Below are 19,266 nucleotides of genomic sequence, written 5' to 3'. Positions count from 1 at the left end.
ACGCAAAATTCAACAAGACAACACTGCCGCACAAAACTCACCGCCAATCTGCCGCTTTAACAGCAATTCCGCCTACAATCAGAGCATAACAACACGTTTATCCCGCCATGACCACGACCGCCAAAGATCCGATGGCTGCAGTACCCTCTCAGGCCTTTGCCCGCGTCGTTTTCGTTGACTGCGAAACAAACGGCACAGGGACGGAACTGCTTGACTTCGGTGCGGCGGACACCGCAGGGGACGTGCTCCACTCGACCAACCCCCAATCCGTACGAGGCTTTATCGGAGACGCGCGGTTTTTGTGCGGCCACAACGTCTTTGCGCTCGATAAGCGCTTTACGACGGCACTTACCGGGCTCGTGCCCGGAGGACACGCATGGATTGATACGCTCGCGCTTTCCGTACTTCTTTTCCCGCAAAAGCGCTTTCACGCGCTACTAAAAGACGAAAAACTTCTCACGGGCGAAATGAATAACCCGGCCACAGACGCCCTCAAAGCCCGCGATCTCTTTTTCGAGGAACTCACAGCCTGGCAGAAACTCGCGCCCGCGGTCCGCACAATCCTTGCCGCGCTTCTTTCCCGTGACATTCGCTACCGGGGGTTTTTCGCGTACGCCGGTGAAACACCGGCCGAGGACTCAGCAGAGAACCTTGCCCGTACGATCCGGGAGGCCTTCCCTGACGCCTTCTGCGCCAACGCGAACCTCCCGCTTCTCATTAAAACTAAGCCCGCCGATCTCGGTCTCGTGCTCGCGTTTTTGGCGGCGGGTGACTCTGCCGAATTGCTCCCTCTTTGGACCGTCAAAACGTTTCCGGCCGCGGAAGACGTCTTAACCGCGCTCTGCGGCACGCCCTGCCGCGCAGGTTGCCCCTGGTGCAGCCGCACGTTTAATGCCCGACACGGCCTTAAAACCATTTTCGGGTTTGAGGCTTTCCGCACCTACGGAGGTGAACCTCTGCAGGAAAGAGCCGCGCAGGCAGCCTTAGAGGGCGACTCACTGCTTGCGGTCTTTCCGACGGGCGGCGGAAAGTCAATTACCTTTCAGATTCCGGCTCTGATGCAGGCAAAGGCAACACGGTCTCTCACGGTCGTCATTTCACCGCTGCAGTCGCTGATGAAGGATCAGGTTGATAACCTCACCGCCAAAGGTATTGACGGCGCCTATACGGTAAACGGCCTTTTAAGCCCTGTGGAGCGTGCCCGCGCGTTTGATGCGGTGGTCACAGGCGAGGCGTCACTTCTTTACATCTCGCCGGAACAGCTGCGCTCGGTAAGTATCGAGCGAGTGCTCTCAACACGCCGCATCGCGCGCTTTGTGATTGATGAAGCGCACTGCTTTTCGGCCTGGGGACACGACTTTCGGACCGACTACCTTTACATCGGGGACTTCATCGCAAGGCTTGAAAAGCTTCAGGGCGCGCGGCACCGGATTGCCGTCTCCTGCTTTACCGCCACCGCCAAACAAAAAGTCATTCAGGATATCTGCGAGTATTTTCGGGAGAAGCTCGGACTTGAACTCAAGCTTTTTACCACCGAAGAAGCCCGCAAAAACCTCCGCTACAAGGTGCTGCACGCAGAAAACGACACGGAAAAGATGACGCTCGTCCGGGAGCTTCTTTCCCGTCATCCGTGCCCGACGATTATCTACATGTCAAGCACCAAGGGCACGGAAAAACTCGCGGAAAAGCTCACTGCTGAAGGCTTTAAGGCCCTTCCCTACCACGGCCAGATGGACGCGGCGCTTAAGATCGAGCATCAGGAAGCGTTTCTTTCGGGGGCAGCTCAAGTGATCACTGCCACAAACGCTTTTGGGATGGGCGTGGACAAAAAAGACGTGGGATTGGTCATTCACTATGACATTTCGGCGTCTCTTGAAAACTACGTGCAGGAAGCCGGCCGCGCCGGGCGTGATCCGAACCTTGAAGCCGACTGCTACGTGCTTTTTAATGAGGATGACCTCGACCGCCACTTTGCGATGCTCACGCAGTCCAAGCTCTCGCAGGCCGATATTCAGTTCGTGTGGCGCGCGATCAAACAGATGACGCGCACTCAGGAGAGCGTCCCGGTGTCGGCGCTCGAACTCGCGCGAACCGCCGGGTGGGACACGGAAACGATTCCGGATCTTGAAACACGGATTAAAACCGCGCTTTCTGCCTTGGAAACCGCAGGCTACATCCGCCGCGGCCGTAATGTGAGCCGCGTCTACGCCACAAGTATCGCTGCCAAGAGTTTTGAGGAAGCGCGGCAGCGTATGGAAGTCTCCCCCTACTTTCAGGATGATGAAAGCCGCGTGAGAGCCGGCCGCATTCTGCAGGCACTCATTTCCAAACGCAGCCGCAGTAAAGCCGATGCCGGAGAATCGCGCACCGACTACCTCTCAGACCGCCTCGGGATCCCCGTCGACAAAGTTGTGGAGTCCGTAAATGCCCTGAAACTTGCCGGAATCCTGCGTAACGAAAACGACATGGCGGGGGTTCTCATGAAAAACGCCCGCACGAAGACCGCGGACGCCGTGAGGCTCGAGCAGTTTCTTTTCACGGAGCTCTCCAAGGCCGAGCACGTCACGGAAGTAAACCTCAAGGCGCTTAATGCAGCTGCCGGGGCCGCGGGCCTTACACGCATCACGCCGCGCTTAATCGGCACCTTGCTGCGGCATATGAAGCGGACCGGCGTTTTGAGTAACCTCCACGCCATTCCCGCAACGTCCGTCGTGCGCATCAAAAAGGCGGAGACCTTTGCTGATGCGCTTGAGTCACTGCCCGTCAAAGCCGCGCTTTCTGAATTCATTCTCACGACCTTTGAAAAAGCCGCCAGAGCGGCCCCCCCGGAAGGCGCCGCCCGTGAAACCACCTTTTCCACGACGGGGCTTTTAACGGCCTGGGAAGAAGACGCCTTCCGGCAGCAGGCGTACGGTCAGAAGGTGACCGTCCGAGACATCGAAAACACGCTCCTTTTTATGGCAGACGCCGGGGCATTGCGGCTGCAAGGGGGCTTTATGGTGCTCTACCAAGGCATGCTCATCACACGCCTTGTGACCGATCCCAAACGGCGCTACCGGGCCGAAGACTATAAGCTTCTTGACGGCTACTACCGCCAAAAGCTGCAGCAGATTCACATCGTGGGCGAGTACGCAAACCTCATGATGAGAGACTACGAAGCGGCGCTCACCTACGTACACGACTACTTTGCGCTTGACTACAACGTTTTCCTGCGCAAATACTTTGCCGCCGACCACCGGGAAGAAATGCGGCGCGGAATGACCGCGGCGCGCTTTAAAAAGCTCTTTGCAGATCTCACCGAAACGCAGTTTTCGATCATCGATGAAAAAGCGCAGTTTGTGGTGGTTGCCGCGGGCCCGGGAAGCGGAAAAACGCGGGTACTGGTGCATAAGCTCGCCGCCCTTTTGCTCTTAGAAGACGTCAGGCCCGAGCAGCTTTTGATGCTCACGTTTTCGCGGGCCGCAGCCGGCGAATTTAAAAAGCGCCTGATTGAGCTTATCGGCAAAAAGGCCGCGTACGTAGACATCAAGACGTTTCATTCCTACGCCTTTGACCTCCTCGGACGCCCGGGGACGCTGGAGGAAACGAGGGACGTCGTAAGCCGCGCGGCCGCTCTCGTCAAGGCCGGGGGCGCCGATCCGGCCCGTACCGCCAAAACCACGCTTGTAATTGACGAAGCGCAGGACATGAGCCGTGAGGACTTTGAGCTTGTGAAGAGCCTTATTGACTCGAATAATGCGCTGAGAGTCATTGCCGTAGGTGACGACGATCAGAACATCTATGCCTTCCGGGGCTCGGACTCCCGCTACCTCAAAGAGCTTCTTTTGGACAAAGACGCCGCCCGCTATGAGATGACGGAAAACTGGCGCAGTACCCCGGCGATTGTCACGCTCGCGGACGCCTTTGCGGGAATGCTGCACGGGCGGCTTAAAACGACACCGAACCGGGCCGTGAAAACCGAAAACGGGATTGTGCGGATTGTGCGGCACACAAGGCCCGGCTTTGAAGCAGCTATCTCGGAAGAAATTGCCGCGGCCCTCAAAGCCGGAACGCTCAAAGGGTCAACGGCGCTTTTAACCGTCACCAATGAAGAAGCCCGGCTCTGCGCCGTGCTTTTAGCGGATGCGGGCGTCAGGGTGCGGCTTATTGAAGGCGAAAAGAAGCTTAACTTCTGTGACCTTCTGGAAACACGCACACTGCTGCATTTCCTTAAAAAACGCGCGGGAGCCGGTGGGCTCATCGAAAAAGGCGTCTGGAATGAAGCCCGGGACTTTGTGAAGGACCGCTACCAGGGGAGCCCCTGGGTAGAAAACGTGACGACCGTCATGAAGGCCTTTGAAGGGCTCACGCCCACAGAACACCTCTATCTCTCGGACTTCGAGGACACCGTAACGGAATTGAAACTTGAAGAAACCTACCCGGCCGCCCGAGGGCTCGTGACGGTTTCAACGATGCATAAAGCCAAGGGCCGCGAATTTGAGAATGTGTGGCTTTTAGCCTCCCGCACGACGTATCCCGACGATGAAGCGCGGCGGGTTCTCTACGTTGCGATGACGCGCACCAAAACAAATCTCTTTGTGCATGCGGCAAGCGGCGTGCTCTCGGACTTTACGGTGGAGGGGGTAGAACACAGCATTGACACGCGCACCTTCCCCGCGCCCCGCGAGATTGCCGTGGCGCTCGGGCACGACGATGTGTTTCTTGACTGGTTTATTGCCCGCAAGCAGCGGATCTTTACGATGACGGCCGGAATGCTTCTTACGCCCGCCGAGCATGGCCTCACGATTGCCGGGCCCGAAGGCCGTGACATGATCGTGCGGTTCAGTAAATCCTTTGAAGAGAAACTTGCGGGGCTCACCGCCAAAGGCTACCGCATCACGCGCGCCGCAATCCGTGCGATTGTGGCCTGGAAGAAAACAGAGGATGAAACCCTCTACCCCGTGGTGTTGCCGGAATTAAGGCTCACGAAAGCTACGGACAATGCCGTCATTTCGCCTTAAAAACAAAGGGGTATCCGTGAAGTGTCATACGCAGGTGTAAACATACAGGGCGGGATCTGTTACACCCGCACCGGGGAAGGCAAGCAATTTGTCTTGACAAATACCGCCGGCCGGAAGATCTGCCAAGGCAGCATAATAATGAAAAGAGACATACCCTGAATTACCCAAAGAACCCTCTGCCAATCTGAAGACACCGAGCACTGCATAGCCGACAATCCGAGCTCGATGGAAGAGATTCTCGAAACAGCTATTTTTCGCTCTGTCGTTTCATCACCCACTTCCTGCAGGTTGAGGCACTGATCCCGGTGCGCGCCTGGATTGCCCTCCAGGAGATTCCCTGCGCACGCATTTCAATCACTTTTTCATGGTCTTCTTCGCTGTGCCGCATCTGGTTGCGGGATAACGCAAGACCAAAACGACCGGTCCTGTAGGCCTTGGCCCAATCCCTGACGGTATAAACCGGTAAGCCCAGGATTTCGGCCGCTTTATGGTAGCCAAAGCCGTGAGCAAACAATTCCGCAGCGTGACGCCGTTTGTCATCTGAAGCGAAATTCGGGCGGACTCTGTTCGGCGCAGCGTCTTCAGACGTTGTCATTGTCTTTCTCACCACAACAATCGAAAAAAAGACCCCGCTTCCGAACCGGGAAACGGGGGTGTGAAATTTGCCTGACATGGAGTTTTGACGCCCGGACTCTAAGTCTCGGAGTTCGGGTCAACCGGCTCAAGCAAAACCGGGGATTTCCTCATCGGAAACCACTTCATACTGCTTGGCGCACCATCTGGGATACGGGATTAAGAATCTCACCTGGAGTGTTATTCCTTTCTCCCCTCTCCCTTCGGTGCTCTTCCGGCCGGCTCTGTTTCCCGCAGAACGCGGCCGGAAGTACTGCTGTTCAAACCTTTCGGTTAGAACGTGTAGCGGACGTTCGCATTGAGCGAGTTGTTCATGCGGTCATCGCCGCCGGCCGTCAGACCATAGTTGATGCCGAAGGTCCAGGCACCGGACTGAGCTGTGACGCCGAGCTTGGCCTGCACCGGGTTGGTGTCAACCACGCGGGTGGTGACATCCTGGCCGATGAAGGAAGCCACGGCATCCTTGTCGCCGAAGGTCGGGACAACAGAGACGTCAACCATCGGAGCGACCTTGAAACCGGCAGCTTCAAAGTTGCCGGAGAAGGTGACGCCCAACGGGAGCTGGTAGACCGTCATCTTGTCGTAGTCGGCACCGAACTTGCTCGCGTCCATGTCGATCGTAGTCAGACGGATGCCGGCGTGCGGCACAACGTTGACCATACCGGCCGAAGCGAGGAACTCAGTACCCACACCGAACGTGAAGACGTCAGCGTCGAGGCTTTCGGAGTAAGCACCGTAGGCACCGTTGGTCTTCAGGTCGTTGGAGGTCTGGGTGTAGCCCAAATCCGCCTGGACGTTGAAGTCACCGAACTGACGTGCGGCGTAGAGGCTCACACCGTAGAAGTCCGTGTCGTTGTCGACCTTGACGCCGTCGCCCACGGAGTTGCCGTCAGCGGTACCGACGTTGAGAGCCAGACCAATGACGCTGCCGCAGGAAGCGGTGTAGTCAAAGCCCAGCACTGCGCCGTAGATATCAGCTTCGTAGCCGGCGTTAGAACCGTAGAGGCGCTTCGCTTCATTCGTCGTACCGAAGACATCAACCCAGGGGGTGATGCCGACTTCAGCGCGCGAGACGTTGAGGTTAGCCAAAGAGGTACGGCGGTTCAGAGTTGCCGTCACCTGGTCGTTGATGTCCAGAGCCGTGGTGAAGGCGCCGCCCGCAACAGCCATGTTGGCAGCAGCGTTCAGAGAGGCGACTTCGTAGGCACCAGCTGCATTTTCAATCGCATCCATCTGAGCGTTGAGAGCTTCGAGCTGGGCCTTGAGCGTGGCGTCCCCCAACTGCGTCGTATCGAAACGGTTCTTCTGAGTGTTGAAGTAAGCGTTATCAATACCGGCTTCCGTTACCAAAGCCTTGCCGTTTTCAGCCAAAGCATCGATCTTGGCATCCTGCGCTGCCCTGAAAGCATCATGGGCAGCATTACCGTAGATCACGTCACGCACAAGCTGGTTGCCGGAATTGGTCATCGTACGGACATCCTGAGCAACGGCACCGGCGATGTAGACACCGGCATCCTTCAGGTTCTGGAGTTCCGTTTCGTCTGCAGCAACAACAAGGCTCTTAGAGGCTGCATCAAACCTTGCAATGTAGAAGCCCGCATCCGTTGCAACCTTATCGGCTCCAACCGTTACGTTGTCACCGAGGAGCATAGAGAACGAACCGTCCGCATTCTTCGTGAAGGCCTTGTTTGTGAGGTTCGTCAGCACCACATTACCGCTGAGCGTACCGTTATTGGCGGTCACACCGGTAAAGAGTCCTTCCGTCGGAGCGTAGTTGTGTGCGGCAATGGCCTGCGTGTCAATGACAACAGCCGTATTGATATCAGAAGTCAGCGTACCGTTAGAGGTCGGGGCCTGAGCACCGAGAGCAACAGCGCCGCTTGCCAGGCTGAGATGCTTGTCAACATAGAGGACAGCGGTGGAACCGGACACTTCAGCGCTTTCCAACGCCTTGAGAGCCTTGGCCTTTACAGCCGTATCCGTTGTACCAAAGACAACAAAGTTAGGGGTAGTACCCTGCGTACCAACCTTGGTTTCAACAGCGAAGGCTGTTTCATACTTCGGCGTTTCCTCTGCAGAAGGTGCAGCAGCACGCAGAGCGAAGGTCCTCGCCCTGGTTTCAGCCTTCGGCGCCGTGCCGGCGACATAGAGATCACCGCCCGTGAGCGTCACGGTGCCGCCCGCCAGAGAAGCGGCAGCAAGCGAACCCGTGACAGTGATGGCACCGCTGTTGGTGATGTCCTTCGCTGTGACAGACGTATCAATACCGAGCTTTGCTGCTTGGCCGACAACAAGCTTATTGGCAACATTGATGGCCTTAGCGTCCGTCACACCGTCAATGCCGGCGCCGAGCTTCACATTGCCGGAAACATTGACAGCCTTACCCGAGGCTACACCGGTGAAGACATTGCCGGAAGCGTCACCGGCGAGAACCACGGCCCCCGAGCCCGGACCGGTAATCGTGACATCGGTCGTCACCTTGGTGGAATCAAAGGCAAGGGCACCGAGCATCGAATCCTTCGAGAAGGTTACTGCAGCATTATCAGACGTTGCGACCGTATTGAGGCTCTTCGTGCCGTCAACAGCACTAAACGTCAGGTTCTTGCCGTCATTCGCAACGAGGGAAGAATTGGCAAAAAGCAGGGTCGTCTTAACCGAGTCAGTGATACCAAGAGCCTTCTTAATGGCATTGAGTTCGCCAATCTTCATCGCGGTGGTACGGGTTGTATCAACGATCGTGCCGCCGGCCGTACCCGCTGCCTTACCAAATTCAGTGGCAGTGGCATTGAAGCTGCTGTTGGCTCCTTCAACCTTGGAAATCAGGCTGGCAACACCGACGTTGATTGTGCCGGTGTTGGTAACTGTTGCTCCGGCCTGCGCCGTCGCCGTACCGGTAACAGTCAGCGTGCCGTCATTGACAAGAACACCCTTGGTGAGATCCAGAGCGTTCACCGTCAGCGTGGCATTCTTACCGATCGTAGCAGTCGACTTCACGGGGCTCCCGTTTTCAGTGATCGTGCCATGCCAAACAGAGAGCGTATCGAGTTTGTAGTCACCGTTGCCCAAGGTGAGCTGACCAACCGCATCTTTGCTGCCGAGCTTGAGATTACCCTGATACACCTTACCCTGGTAGGTCACCTGACCGCCGTTCAACGTCAGCTTGGCGGCACTGGTGGTGTTGCCATAAATCACAATGCCGTCAAACTTTTCAGAGTTCAGCGCCGTAACGGCGAGTTCACCGCCTTCGTTAACCGTGGTCTGAGCCACCTGATAGTTCTGAACCTTGGTTTCCTTGCCGTCGGCACCCTTCGTCGTTGTGGAAATAGCCGTCGTGAGCTTGCCGCCCTTATTGATCTCCACGGAGCCGGCAATCAGTTCACCGGCAGCGGTATTGGTAAATGCACCGTCACCGTCAACAACCACAGCCTTGGCGTTGAACTTACCGGAGTTTTCGACAACTGCCGCACCATTCAGAACATCGGTGTTGCCGATTGTGACCTTCTTCGTGTCTGCTGTGGTGCCAAACGTACCGGCATTAACAAGCTTGCCGCTCTTCATGGTGAGCGTATCAGGGTCAAGCGTAGCCTTGGCAGCATTAGTCAGCGTGGAGTTTTTAACCGTCAGATCGGCAAGACCCAGCGTACCGGCGTTTGTAACAGCAGTGTCTTCAAGCGTGGCATCATCCATGTAGAACATGCCGCTCGCGCCGACGTTAACCGTACTGTTTGTGAATGTAGCGGTCGAAGTCTTGTTTGCGTTGCCGGCAAAGAGGGTAGCAGTGTCCGCACCCTGAGCAATCGCACCGACGCTCAGAGAGCCGTTTACGTTGATCGCCGCATTGTCAACGACCAACTTGCGGGTATTGAGAACACCGAACTTATCCTTGGCCACAGAGAGCGTTGTGCCGTTTGTCAACGCCAATGTCACGGCATTGCCTTCTTCGTTGGAGGAGGATGCTGCAAAAATCACAGAAGCCTTCGCATTGGTAGAACCCGCGAGCGTCACTTGGGCTCCGTCGAAGACGAACTTCGCATCCTTATAACCTTCTTTGGCATGTGCGCCGACACCGAAGTTAGCAGAGTCCGTAATCGTAACTGTAGCCCCCTTCACGAGCGTGGTCTTCGAATCGGTCGGTTCATCACCAGAGGCACCTTTCACGGCGTTATAGCCGACTAAACCGGCCTTATCCCACGTACCCGTGTTCTTGGAACCGTCAATAACCACAGAGCCACCGAGAACCTGCACGTCGTAGGCATCGTTGTAGCCTTCAAGCTTCACCGTACCCGCCTTGATCGTCACGGATTCCTGCTTGGCACCTGTAACTGCGCTCCAGGTGCCGCCGGCAACCGTCGTGTCCGTATCGATCACGATCGTTTTTTCCGTCGACTGGGCGGCCATCGCACCGCCGGCAATCATCGCAGCAGCGGCTGCAGCGATCACCGTCTTTGTGCCCTTGGCCTGAATGGAAGAAGTCGCTTCATTAACGACCATCAGCGCAGAGCGCGCCTTGGAGAAGACGACCTTAAAAGACTTGTTCATTTAACAAAACTCCGAAAATTTTCGTTTTTCTGCACGGCGCTTTGTGTGCCCCGCGCACCCCCGCCTATCGAGGCGGTACACTCGCAGAATAGGAATTTCTTCGCTTGTCTACAGGGGGGGGGGTATTCCCTTATGTTTTTCGGCAGTTTTTAGCAAAATTTTTTATTTACTGTTGTTTTTCAGCAACAGATAGACCGTTTTTCACCTCAGATCTTCGGAATAAATGTTTCATGACGGGTGGCTAGAACACGGTTTATCAAATCCATCCGGATTCATGTACCGCACACCCGAAGCAATCCCTTAAATGCGCCGGTCACAACACCGGCTCGGCAACATCAGGCGCTCTCCTTTGCTGCTTCCACACCAAGGCTCTCAGCTTCCGTGCGGATCCAGCCTTTAAACAACGACCGCAACCACACATGACCCTGATCCCCGTGCTGACGCTCCGTCCACACCAAAACAGAGCGCACAGAGCGTCTGGCGGGTACGACTTGGGCAGGCAACGGCAGCCACGTCACATCAAAAAAGCGGGAGGCAAGGTTCACACCGGCTTTCGGTGCCACCATCACCGCGTCTGTTTCGGCCACCACAGAAACCATCGCGAGCGGCTCATCGGTTTCGGCAATCAGAGCGTCCTTTCCTTCTTCTCCGAAAACCTGACGGTCAAAGGTGGAGGATTCCGCGTTCGGGCTCACTTTGAGGCCGATACGGCGATACGCCAGAAGTTGAACCAATGCCGGCGCCTTTCCACGCGAGGCTGTAACAAGCGGATGGTGCTTTGAAATCATGACCCCGAGCTCAATCGGAAAAAGCGGCAGACAGTGAAGTGACGGAGGCACCGCAATGTCGGTGCTCACAACGGCATCAAGTTCGCCGGTCACGAGCGCATCGAAACTGTCTTCGGAGCGGTAAATGTGTTCGAGTTTCGCTTTGGATGCTTCCCTCATGAACCGTGAAACTGGATACGTGAGCAAGCTCGGTTCTACAAGCCCGCGGGAAGCGATGCGGAAAACGCGCTGCGTAGTCTCGGGATCAAAGACGGCAGGCTCACAGAGGCGCTCAAGCCCTACGACGTGGGCCGCTCGACGTTTCTCACCCATGACGGTGTGCCGGTTTTCGGCCTCTATCCGAACCACACGAACCGCGTGACGGTCACCTATACCCAAAACGGCAAGAAGATCAAGGACGAATACCGCATCATCACGGGCGCTGTCACCAACTCCTACAGCGACAACCGCAACATCACGGCGCTCCCCACCCCGAAGGTTGTGAAGGTTGATCCGAAGTTCAAGGACCGTCTGTACTTCGTGAATTCCGGCACCCGGCCGCCTATGGGCTCTGACATCAACTGGGTGATGCCCAAACCCAAGAGCGCGAGCAAAACCGCCGCCAACCCCTCCGGCGGTTCCGTTCCCTTCCAGACGGTGCCCCTTAACTACATCGTCGACTCCCAGGGTGAATTCCGCTGGCGGTGGAATCCGGACGTGGTCTATGACGGCCGCGGTATTGATGTTGCCAAGCGCGGCTACACGATGGGTTTCCACCCCACGAAGTCCGGTACCTACACCTTCGTGCAGGGCCAGCGCTGGTACGAAATGAACTTCATGGGCAAGATCGTCGGTGAATACGACCTCCCCCGCGGCTACATCGATATGAGCCACGCGAGCTGGGAAATGCCCAACGGCCATATTCTTCTCCGAGCCGCCAAGGCCAATTACCTCCGTCCGGACGGCCAGAAGGTACACACCGTGCGTGACCACATCCTCGAAGTGGACCGCTCCGGCAACCTCATCGACGTGTGGGATTTAAATAAGATCCTCGACAACACCCCTGACGACCTCATCAAGAACCTCGACCTCGGTGCCGTCTGCATGAATGTGGACGTCACGGCCGCGGGCCAGAAGGTTGCCAATGAACCCGAAGCCCCCTTCGGTGACGCCCCGGGCGTCGGTGCCGGCCGCAACTGGGCGCACGTCAACTCCGTTGCCTACGATCCGAGCGACGATTCCATCATCATCTCCGCACGCCATCAGGGTGTGGTGAAGATCGGCCGTGACAAGGAAGTCAAATGGATTCTCGCGCCGCACACGGGCTGGAAGAACGGTCTTGAGAAGAAGCTGCTCACCCCGGTTGACAAGAACAGCAAGCCCATCAAGTGCACGCCCATGGGCGAATGCGAAGGGAACTTCGACTTCACCTACACGCAACACGCTGCGTGGCCGAGTGCTTCGGGCCGCGGCAACCTCACGGTATTTGATAACGGCCAGATCCGCCACTACGAGCAGCCGCCGCTTCCGGATATGAACTACTCCCGCATCGTCGAGTACAAGATCGATCCGGTCAAAATGACGGTGCAGCAGACCTGGGAATTCGGTAAGGAAAAGGGCGTTGACTGGTTTGCCGCCATCACCTCCAACGTTCAGTGGCAGAAGGACCGGACACGATGTTTGCCTTCTGGGGCTCCGTGGGAATCTTTAATCCCAAGACGGGCACCATCGGCCGCATTTCCGAGCAGGACTACAAAACCAAGGACATCAAGGTGCAGATCGACGTGCATAACGACAAGCCGGCATCCACGCACTAACAGGCGCACGTTTTTGATCCTGAAAAGGTCTTTGCCCGTTAATTTCCGTCCTGTTTAACCCTTTTGAGCGCAACCGGAAAACCTTTGGAAATCCGGTTGCGCCTTTATTCTCCGGATACCGTACATCATGAAACGCAGAACCCTTGTGGCTGCCGCCGCAGCCCTTTCATTCACCGCCGCTCTGCCGGCCCTTGCCGCTGAAAAAGGCACCCAGTATGTGGTGCTCGATAAACCTCTGCCGAACGCCGAAGGGACCTTAATCAAGGTCTTCTCTTACGACTGCCCGTTCTGCTACAAGTACGACGTAGGTGTTGATCCGCGGGTGCTGCCGCGCATTGAAAAGGAAGTCGGCCTCAAATTTAAGCCGATGCACCTCGAAACCAAGGGCACCTACGGCCGCTGCGCAAGCGTCTTTCTTGCGATGTGCATGCTCCGGGACGAAAAAGCCGGTGATTCCATTGAAGACAAGAATTCGCTCTTTAAGAAAGCCAAGGACGCGATCTACAACGCCTACCACCGTAAGCAGGAGCGGTGGACGGCCGGCGAATCAGCGTTTTTGAAGACCATGACCGACGCTACGGGCCTCACCGCCGCCGACTACGAAGCCGCGGAAAAGGATGCTACCGTGACGGCCTTGGCCGACAGCTGGAAGGTCACCTATGACGTCGCGAAGATCCAGGGGATCCCTGCCTACGTTGTCAACGGCAAGTACCTGATTATGACCAAGAGCATCCGTAACTTTGACGGCATGGTCTCGCTTGTGAAAGAAGTCGCGGCCATGAAGTAAGCCGGTGACGTCAGGGAGAACAACTATGCAATGGACAGGGCGCTTTAAGGCCGATCCCGTCGGAGAAATTGCCCGCTGGTCAGACATGCGCTGGCCGTGGTTACTCATTATCTTTTTAAGCTGCGCCCTCGTTGTCATCGCGCACAACGTGTTTCAGGTGTGGCTTTACATGAAGCCCTGCGAGCAGTGCGTTTACATCCGCTTCGGGTTCCTGGTGGTTGCTTTGGGTGCTCTGATTACCGTCATTAATCCCAAAAACCTCACCCTGAAGCTCGTCGGGCTCGTGGTGAGTGTTTACGGGGCGGTCTACGGCCTCATGTGCTCCTTTAAGCTCTCGGCCATTCATCACGCGATTTACGGTGACGATATGGAGGCGGTCTTCGGGATGCAGGGGTGCTCTCTGGAACCGAAGTATCCCTTCGGGCTTGCGTTGGAAAAGTGGGCGCCGGACTGGTTTTTGCCCACCGGTGACTGCGGCTACGACACGGCGGTGGTGCCTGACGGTACGGTGCTTTCTTCCGCGCAGCAGTTTTTGATCAACATGTATAACAGCGCCGACAGCTGGTATCTGATTCCGGCCTGGAAGTTCATGAGCATGGCGCAGTGCTGCATCCTCGCTTTCGGTGTGGCGCTCATCATGGTGGTCTGTTTAACGGGATCCTCTCTCTGGAAACGATTCCGATAAGAAAAGCAACTCCTCTTCTCCAGCTTAGCGCCGGCAATTCACACGAACTGCCGGCGCTTTTTTCGTCTGCCGCACGCAAAACGGCCTCTCCAGGCAACATGTCGGGAAAGGCCGTTTATCCGCTTTCAAAGCATCAGGCGGTTACTTCGCGGTTTTAATGAACTTCACGGCGTTATCACTTGCTGTCTTACCGCTCGTTGCGGCCCAGCCGACATTGGCGGCCGGAGCGGAGTCGTCTCCGTGCACGCTGTTTACCACCTCACCGGCGGCGTAAAGCCCCGCAATGGGTTTACCCGCGGTGTCCGTTACCTGAAGTTTGTCGTTCACACCGAAGCATCAGCGATGGGAATCTTACCTGAAAAGGCTTACTTCGCCTTCTCTTCCTCAGCTGCAGAAGCAGCAGGCACCGCCTCCTTTTCCCTCGGCACCACGGGATTGGGCTTATCCACAAAGAAGAGATACGCCTGGTAAACGTAGCCGCTCAAAGCGTACAAGCAGAAGAGAATGAAGACGGCAAGCGACGGGCGGCTTGAAACAAGGATAAAGACGATGCTTCCGAGCACAATCACCCAGAAGGGGGCACACTTTAAGCTTATGCCGCTTTTGCCCGAGTAAAAGGGCGCGTTACAGACCATCGTAAGCCCTGCGTAAAGAGTCAAAACAAACGCAATCCACGCGAGGTGTCCGGAGACAAATTCAGGGAGCTTATTTTCCACCGCAAGCCACACAAAGCCCGCGATCAAAGCCGCAGCTGCGGGGCTGGGCAACCCCTGGAAAAAGCGCTTGTCCACAACGCCCACATTGCAGTTAAAGCGCGCAAGGCGCACGCCCGCGCAGAGGCAAAAGACAAACGCCGCAGCCCAACCAAAACCACCTAATTCAAAGAGGCAGAACTTATACATCACCAGAGCCGGCGCCACACCAAAGGCCGTCATGTCGGCAATGGAGTCAAACTGCACGCCGAATTCGCTTTGCGTATGGGTTAACCGTGCCACACGCCCGTCCATGCCGTCAAAGATCATGGACAAAAGAATCATCAAAGCGGCGAAACTGAAGTTCTGCTCCATCGCCTGCACGATGGAGAGAAACGCGCAGAAAAGAGAAGCTGCCGTAAAAAGGTTCGGTAGCACGAAAATACCGCAGGTACGCACAATATGCGCCTTACGGCGCCCGGCTTCAATCATGCGGGTGCGTGCCGGACGACGGCGGATGCGGGTAACGGTCATGGCTGACGGCTCCAGCAGGAAAACTGCTCAAAATGGAAGAAAAAGCCCGCACAAAAACTGGCAGGCTCTCATGTTAGGGCTTTTGTACCGCAATTTGCGTTGCAACACCCGTGACTTTCTGTCCGATTGTTACAGAGATGTCCCAATTTAAGGGAATGTAGACGTCAACGCGGGAACCAAACCGGATAAATCCGTAACGCTCACCGCGGGAGATGGCTTCCCCAATCTGCTTGTAGCAGAGGATGCGGCGGGCAACGAGCCCCGCGATCTGCACAAAACACACGCGCGCCCCGGATTCGGTCGTCACCGTCACAGCGTTACGTTCATTGAGTTCACTGGCTTTATCAAGCGAGGCGTTTAAAAACTTCCCGGGCCAGTATTCGATCTTGTCGATTTTCCCGGACACTGGCGCCTTCTGGCTGTGCACGTTAAAAACATTCATGAAGATCGAAATCACGCGGGCTTTGTCCCCGGTGTACGGGCACACAGTCTCTTCGATCTTAATAACGCGCCCGTCCACGGGGCTCACAACAGCCTGGGGATCCGCCGGCGGTTCACGGCAGGGATCACGGAAAAACTGCAGCACAAAGGCAAAGAGCACCCAGAAAATGAGGGCCGCCCAGCCGCCCGCAAAAAGCTGCACAAGAAGCGCAACGATCAGCGTTCCGCCGATAAAGGGCCAGCCTTCACGGGCAAAGAAGGGATGCGGATAGAGTTTTTGGTTCACGGTAGAAAATACTCCGAAAGAATCCGGACAGAAGTTTTTTAAGCACCCCGTCTCAGAGACGCTTTTCAAGGTGATGACGGACAACGTCAAGGTCTTCAAGGAGCTTGGCGTCCGCCGGGTACGTCTTTTTCACGTACTCGATCGTGCGCACGAGTTTTTCCCAAGCGCGGCGGTTTGCTTCAAGTTCACTTTGAACCGCCATCGCGGAGCGTTGGGAATCTTCCGGTTTGATGTCCAGGAAATTGACATCGGTTTCGTCCTGGCGAAGCGTCGTCATTGCCGTAATCCTCAAGGTTCGTTGTGCTTTATGGGACCGCAATCCCGCACGTTGATCAGTTTAGGTGAATTATAGAAGCGCGAAGGCCCGATCTTGGGCAGAGTCTCAGAATCAGTGCCGAGTCACGGGCTCCGGGGATTCTTCAGAAGCGTCGTCCTCATCATCGCCCTCATCGATAATCTTGTCGGCAAACCCGAGAAACGAGGGCACCACCGTATCGTCCGTCCCCACAGCTTCCTTGCCGTCAGTGTCTTCCACGTTTAAAACCGTGATGTCAAAGGCAAGCCCCCAGCCTGCGAGCGGGTGATTGGCGTCCAACACGGCCTTGCCGTCAGCAACATCCGTCACACGGTAATGCCGCCCGTCGTTTGCCTCCCCCGGAACATGGTCAAACACAAGACCCGGAACAATCGTTTCAGGGTCCCCGAGCTTTTCCACGTCGGTCACAAAAACCGCGTCGGGGTCAAATTCGCCGAAGGCGTCTTCGGGTTCAAGGCGCACACTTGCCTTGTCGCCTTTTTTAAGGCCCTCAAGCGCCGCTTCAATCTTGGGGAAAATATCGGCGTGCCCGTGCAGGTACGCCACACCCTCTTCGGGCGTTTCTTCCAGAAGATTTCCCTGCAGGTCCGACATCCGCACGCGGATCGTGACAAGCGAATCCTTGTTAATCGTTAATTCAGGCATTTACTGTCCTTTGAGAATCCGTTCTTTCTGAGCTCTAAATTCGGCGTCCGTAATGAGGCCCTTGTCTTTGAGGGCCGCAAGTTCTGTGAGCGCCCGCACCGTCTGATCCGCGGGCGTCTCACCGGCGGGTGCGTTCCAGCCCGGCCCCCAGCGGTTTGCTCCGTCGCTACCCGCAAGGCAGCCGAGAATCAGAATCCCGATCTGCCCCAGAACCGGCACGATGAGGAGCAGAATCACCCAGAGACCGCTTCGTCCGATATCGTGCAGCCGCCGCACGATAAGCGCAACACCGAAGCAAAAGACAACGAGCGTTGCGAGAATAATCAGTACCTGCGACAGATTCCAGGCGTTTTCGGTCATCTGCACCCAGTAGAGGCCGTCGCTCACGTTCTGCAGAAGCGTCGTCGCGACCGTAAGCAGTATCAAACCCGCCCAGTAGTGTGAGCGCTTTGTGCGGGCGTTAAGCCTGAAACTCAGAATATCTCCCATGTTCTTTTCCTTACCGCTGCCTCATAAAAAACCGGCATCCCGCACTTGTTGAGGACACCGGTTTTTATGCGAGCGGCAAAACCAAAAGGCTTAGCGCGTCTGCTCACCAATGAGGGTCACGATGTTGGGAGCGACTCCCGTGGTGTCGGCCCGGCCCTCGGCGCCCGTCACCGTCACGCGGGTCTTTTCACCCTCAGGCTGCAGACGGATCTGATAGGGAACGGGATCAACGGCAGAGCCCTTACCGAACATATTCGTAAAGAACCCCTGCTCCTGCTTCTGGGCCTTTTCATAGTCCGGATCGAGGTACTTCACCATAAAGAGCCCGCGGCTTCTGTCGCGGTCGGTGACATCAAACCCGGAGCGGTCAAGCGCAAGGCCCACACGGCGCCATGCGCGGTCAAAGGGCTCATTGATCAAAACAGCTTCGGCCTTACCGTCTGCGCCCTTCACGATTTCGCTCTGCGGGGTGTACTTGACAGCAGCCAGGGCATCAAGCTGCTTTTGCTCTTCGGGCTTAGCCTGCGGATTAAATTCGCTTTCAAGCTTCTGCGCAAGGCGCGTGAGCATCTCGGCCTCAAGCTGCGGGTCCGAGGGGCCCGGCTGCCAAATCGTCGAATCTTCCTGCTTACCCTTTAACACTTCCACCATCTGACGGTGCGTGATGTAGATGTTGCAGGTGTTGTCGTCGTTACGTTCCATGCGGGCGCGGTACTGATCACGCTCACCCGTGTCGTAGACGAAGTCGAGAACCTTACCCAAGGTGCCGCGGATGATGTCGCGCGGCAGGTTTGCCTTGTTTTCCGCCCACTCCGTCTGAATCACGCCGCTTGCCGCGTCCTGATCCTTAATCTGAAGACCCATCGTGGCCCAGAAGTCCTGAAGCACCGGCCAAACTTTTTCCGCCGGGGCATTCACGTGCACCCAGCGCACCTGGCCGTCGCGCATGACTTTGGCAACCTGCGTCACAGGGAGCAGCGACCCCGGCTTATCACCGCTTTTTTCCGCGTTAAGTTCCACCTTGGCGGCTTCAGCGTTCGCGCTCACAATCTGCGGGCGCTGCGGCACCGTGTAACGGTCGTTTTTCGGAATGGCCGTCAGATCCGGCGGGATTTCCAGCGGAGCACGCGACGTGCTCGATTCGTACTGCACCGAGTCGTCGGAAAAGTTGATGCCGAGCATAGAGCAGCCCGACAATGCGGCGGCACACGCCGTAAGCGTCGCTGCACGGATCGCTGTTTTGACCATGAGACGAAGATTCCTTAGGAAAATGCGGTAACGGGCGCGGCAACCAGGCATATACAGTTACATATACGCATTGCCCCACCCTGAGTAATTCGGGAGTTTAGCAAAGCCCGGTCACAATATACGGGCCATTTGCAGTTCGAAAAGAATTTGAACGGGCCTGCTGATGTTCCAACTTTTCTCCGATCAAACTGCTGACACACATATACATGTATGCACAGCAAAATTCCCGAACAGGCGTTCTCTGAGGCATTTCCTCTTTTGAAAAACCCGTCCATATAAACAATAATGCGACTCGTTCTCATTTATTGACAATGCCGGCAGACCTTTTCTACTGCCAGGCTGCCGGCAAAAGAACAAAAGTCATAGAAATTCCGCGAGGAAACCCGC

At 56.3% G+C, this 19,266-nt stretch carries 14 protein-coding genes; 4 read left to right on the top strand and 10 right to left on the bottom strand.

Features of this window, described 5'->3' with window-relative positions:
* Nucleotides 1-107 precede the first annotated feature (107 nt).
* Entirely contained in the window at nucleotides 108-5,000 is a 4,893-nt protein-coding gene (locus NXF97_RS10250; protein ID WP_274955910.1) for a RecQ family ATP-dependent DNA helicase, read from the top strand.
* 247 nt (nucleotides 5,001-5,247) lie between these two features.
* On the opposite strand, the gene NXF97_RS10245 is transcribed toward NXF97_RS10250, so the two are convergent.
* The 3 genes from NXF97_RS10245 to NXF97_RS10235 form a co-directional block, all read right to left on the bottom strand.
* Entirely contained in the window at nucleotides 5,248-5,595 is a 348-nt protein-coding gene (locus tag NXF97_RS10245; RefSeq protein ID WP_074008964.1) for a helix-turn-helix domain-containing protein, read from the bottom strand.
* Nucleotides 5,596-5,906: 311 nt separating this feature from the next.
* On the bottom strand, nucleotides 5,907-10,172 hold the full coding sequence (locus tag NXF97_RS10240) for an autotransporter domain-containing protein (protein WP_274955909.1): 4,266 nt from the start codon (nucleotides 10,170-10,172) through the stop codon (nucleotides 5,907-5,909).
* 335 nt (nucleotides 10,173-10,507) lie between these two features.
* A complete protein-coding gene (locus NXF97_RS10235) occupies nucleotides 10,508-11,272 on the bottom strand; it encodes a LysR substrate-binding domain-containing protein (protein ID WP_274955908.1) in 765 nt (254 codons plus the stop codon).
* On the opposite strand from NXF97_RS10235, the gene NXF97_RS10230 reads away from it, so the two are divergent.
* From NXF97_RS10230 to dsbI, 3 genes are all read left to right on the top strand, one after another.
* Nucleotides 11,246-12,814, top strand: a complete 1,569-nt coding sequence (locus NXF97_RS10230; protein ID WP_274955907.1) for an aryl-sulfate sulfotransferase — start codon at nucleotides 11,246-11,248, stop codon at nucleotides 12,812-12,814. The genes NXF97_RS10235 and NXF97_RS10230 overlap by 27 nt on opposite strands.
* A gap of 69 nt (nucleotides 12,815-12,883) precedes the next feature.
* Complete coding sequence (locus NXF97_RS10225; protein WP_274955906.1) at nucleotides 12,884-13,543, top strand: thiol:disulfide interchange protein DsbA/DsbL; 660 nt, start codon at nucleotides 12,884-12,886, stop codon at nucleotides 13,541-13,543.
* Nucleotides 13,544-13,568: 25 nt separating this feature from the next.
* Nucleotides 13,569-14,228 (top strand): protein-disulfide oxidoreductase DsbI, encoded by a 660-nt coding sequence (dsbI, locus tag NXF97_RS10220; protein ID WP_274955905.1) that lies wholly within the window; start codon nucleotides 13,569-13,571, stop codon nucleotides 14,226-14,228.
* A 141-nt stretch (nucleotides 14,229-14,369) separates the two neighbouring features.
* On the opposite strand, the gene NXF97_RS10215 is transcribed toward dsbI, so the two are convergent.
* From NXF97_RS10215 to bamC, 7 genes are all read right to left on the bottom strand, one after another.
* Nucleotides 14,370-14,555: an FAD-binding protein gene (locus tag NXF97_RS10215; RefSeq protein WP_274955904.1), complete on the bottom strand. Its 186-nt coding sequence runs from the start codon at nucleotides 14,553-14,555 to the stop codon at nucleotides 14,370-14,372.
* Between the two features lie 38 nt (nucleotides 14,556-14,593).
* Nucleotides 14,594-15,454, bottom strand: a complete 861-nt coding sequence (gene pssA, locus NXF97_RS10210) for a CDP-diacylglycerol--serine O-phosphatidyltransferase (protein WP_418928695.1) — start codon at nucleotides 15,452-15,454, stop codon at nucleotides 14,594-14,596.
* A 73-nt stretch (nucleotides 15,455-15,527) separates the two neighbouring features.
* Nucleotides 15,528-16,181: a phosphatidylserine decarboxylase gene (locus tag NXF97_RS10205; RefSeq protein WP_022373132.1), complete on the bottom strand. Its 654-nt coding sequence runs from the start codon at nucleotides 16,179-16,181 to the stop codon at nucleotides 15,528-15,530.
* Between the two features lie 52 nt (nucleotides 16,182-16,233).
* Entirely contained in the window at nucleotides 16,234-16,458 is a 225-nt protein-coding gene (locus tag NXF97_RS10200; protein WP_022373133.1) for a hypothetical protein, read from the bottom strand.
* 111 nt (nucleotides 16,459-16,569) lie between these two features.
* The gene (locus NXF97_RS10195) at nucleotides 16,570-17,142 is read right to left on the bottom strand and encodes an FKBP-type peptidyl-prolyl cis-trans isomerase (protein WP_074008969.1); all 573 of its coding nucleotides are present in this window, start codon (nucleotides 17,140-17,142) and stop codon (nucleotides 16,570-16,572) included.
* Nucleotides 17,143-17,631: a DUF805 domain-containing protein gene (locus NXF97_RS10190; protein WP_274955903.1), complete on the bottom strand. Its 489-nt coding sequence runs from the start codon at nucleotides 17,629-17,631 to the stop codon at nucleotides 17,143-17,145.
* Between the two features lie 90 nt (nucleotides 17,632-17,721).
* Nucleotides 17,722-18,879 carry an outer membrane protein assembly factor BamC gene (gene bamC, locus NXF97_RS10185; protein ID WP_022373136.1) on the bottom strand — a complete coding sequence of 386 codons (1,158 nt, stop codon included), beginning with the start codon at nucleotides 18,877-18,879 and terminating at the stop codon, nucleotides 17,722-17,724.
* Between the last annotated feature and the right edge of the window lie 387 nt (nucleotides 18,880-19,266).

Origin of the sequence: Duodenibacillus massiliensis, assembly GCF_928721995.1 — a bacterium.
Lineage (GTDB): Bacteria > Pseudomonadota > Gammaproteobacteria > Burkholderiales > Burkholderiaceae_F > Duodenibacillus > Duodenibacillus massiliensis.
This window is presented reverse-complemented; position numbering and strand designations above follow the sequence as displayed.

Excerpts from the sequence above, each read along its gene's own strand:
- NXF97_RS10250 (WP_274955910.1), top strand. The coding sequence starts at position 108 with ATGACCACGACCGCCAAAGATCCGATGGCTGCAGTACCCTCTCAGGCC.
- NXF97_RS10245 (WP_074008964.1), bottom strand. The coding sequence starts at position 5,595 with ATGACAACGTCTGAAGACGCTGCGCCGAACAGAGTCCGCCCGAATTTC.
- NXF97_RS10240 (WP_274955909.1), bottom strand. The coding sequence starts at position 10,172 with ATGAACAAGTCTTTTAAGGTCGTCTTCTCCAAGGCGCGCTCTGCGCTG.
- NXF97_RS10235 (WP_274955908.1), bottom strand. The coding sequence starts at position 11,272 with ATGGGTGAGAAACGTCGAGCGGCCCACGTCGTAGGGCTTGAGCGCCTC.
- NXF97_RS10225 (WP_274955906.1), top strand. The coding sequence starts at position 12,884 with ATGAAACGCAGAACCCTTGTGGCTGCCGCCGCAGCCCTTTCATTCACC.
- dsbI (WP_274955905.1), top strand. The coding sequence starts at position 13,569 with ATGCAATGGACAGGGCGCTTTAAGGCCGATCCCGTCGGAGAAATTGCC.
- pssA (WP_418928695.1), bottom strand. The coding sequence starts at position 15,454 with ATGACCGTTACCCGCATCCGCCGTCGTCCGGCACGCACCCGCATGATT.
- NXF97_RS10200 (WP_022373133.1), bottom strand. The coding sequence starts at position 16,458 with ATGACGACGCTTCGCCAGGACGAAACCGATGTCAATTTCCTGGACATC.
- NXF97_RS10195 (WP_074008969.1), bottom strand. The coding sequence starts at position 17,142 with ATGCCTGAATTAACGATTAACAAGGATTCGCTTGTCACGATCCGCGTG.
- NXF97_RS10190 (WP_274955903.1), bottom strand. The coding sequence starts at position 17,631 with ATGGGAGATATTCTGAGTTTCAGGCTTAACGCCCGCACAAAGCGCTCA.
- bamC (WP_022373136.1), bottom strand. The coding sequence starts at position 18,879 with ATGGTCAAAACAGCGATCCGTGCAGCGACGCTTACGGCGTGTGCCGCC.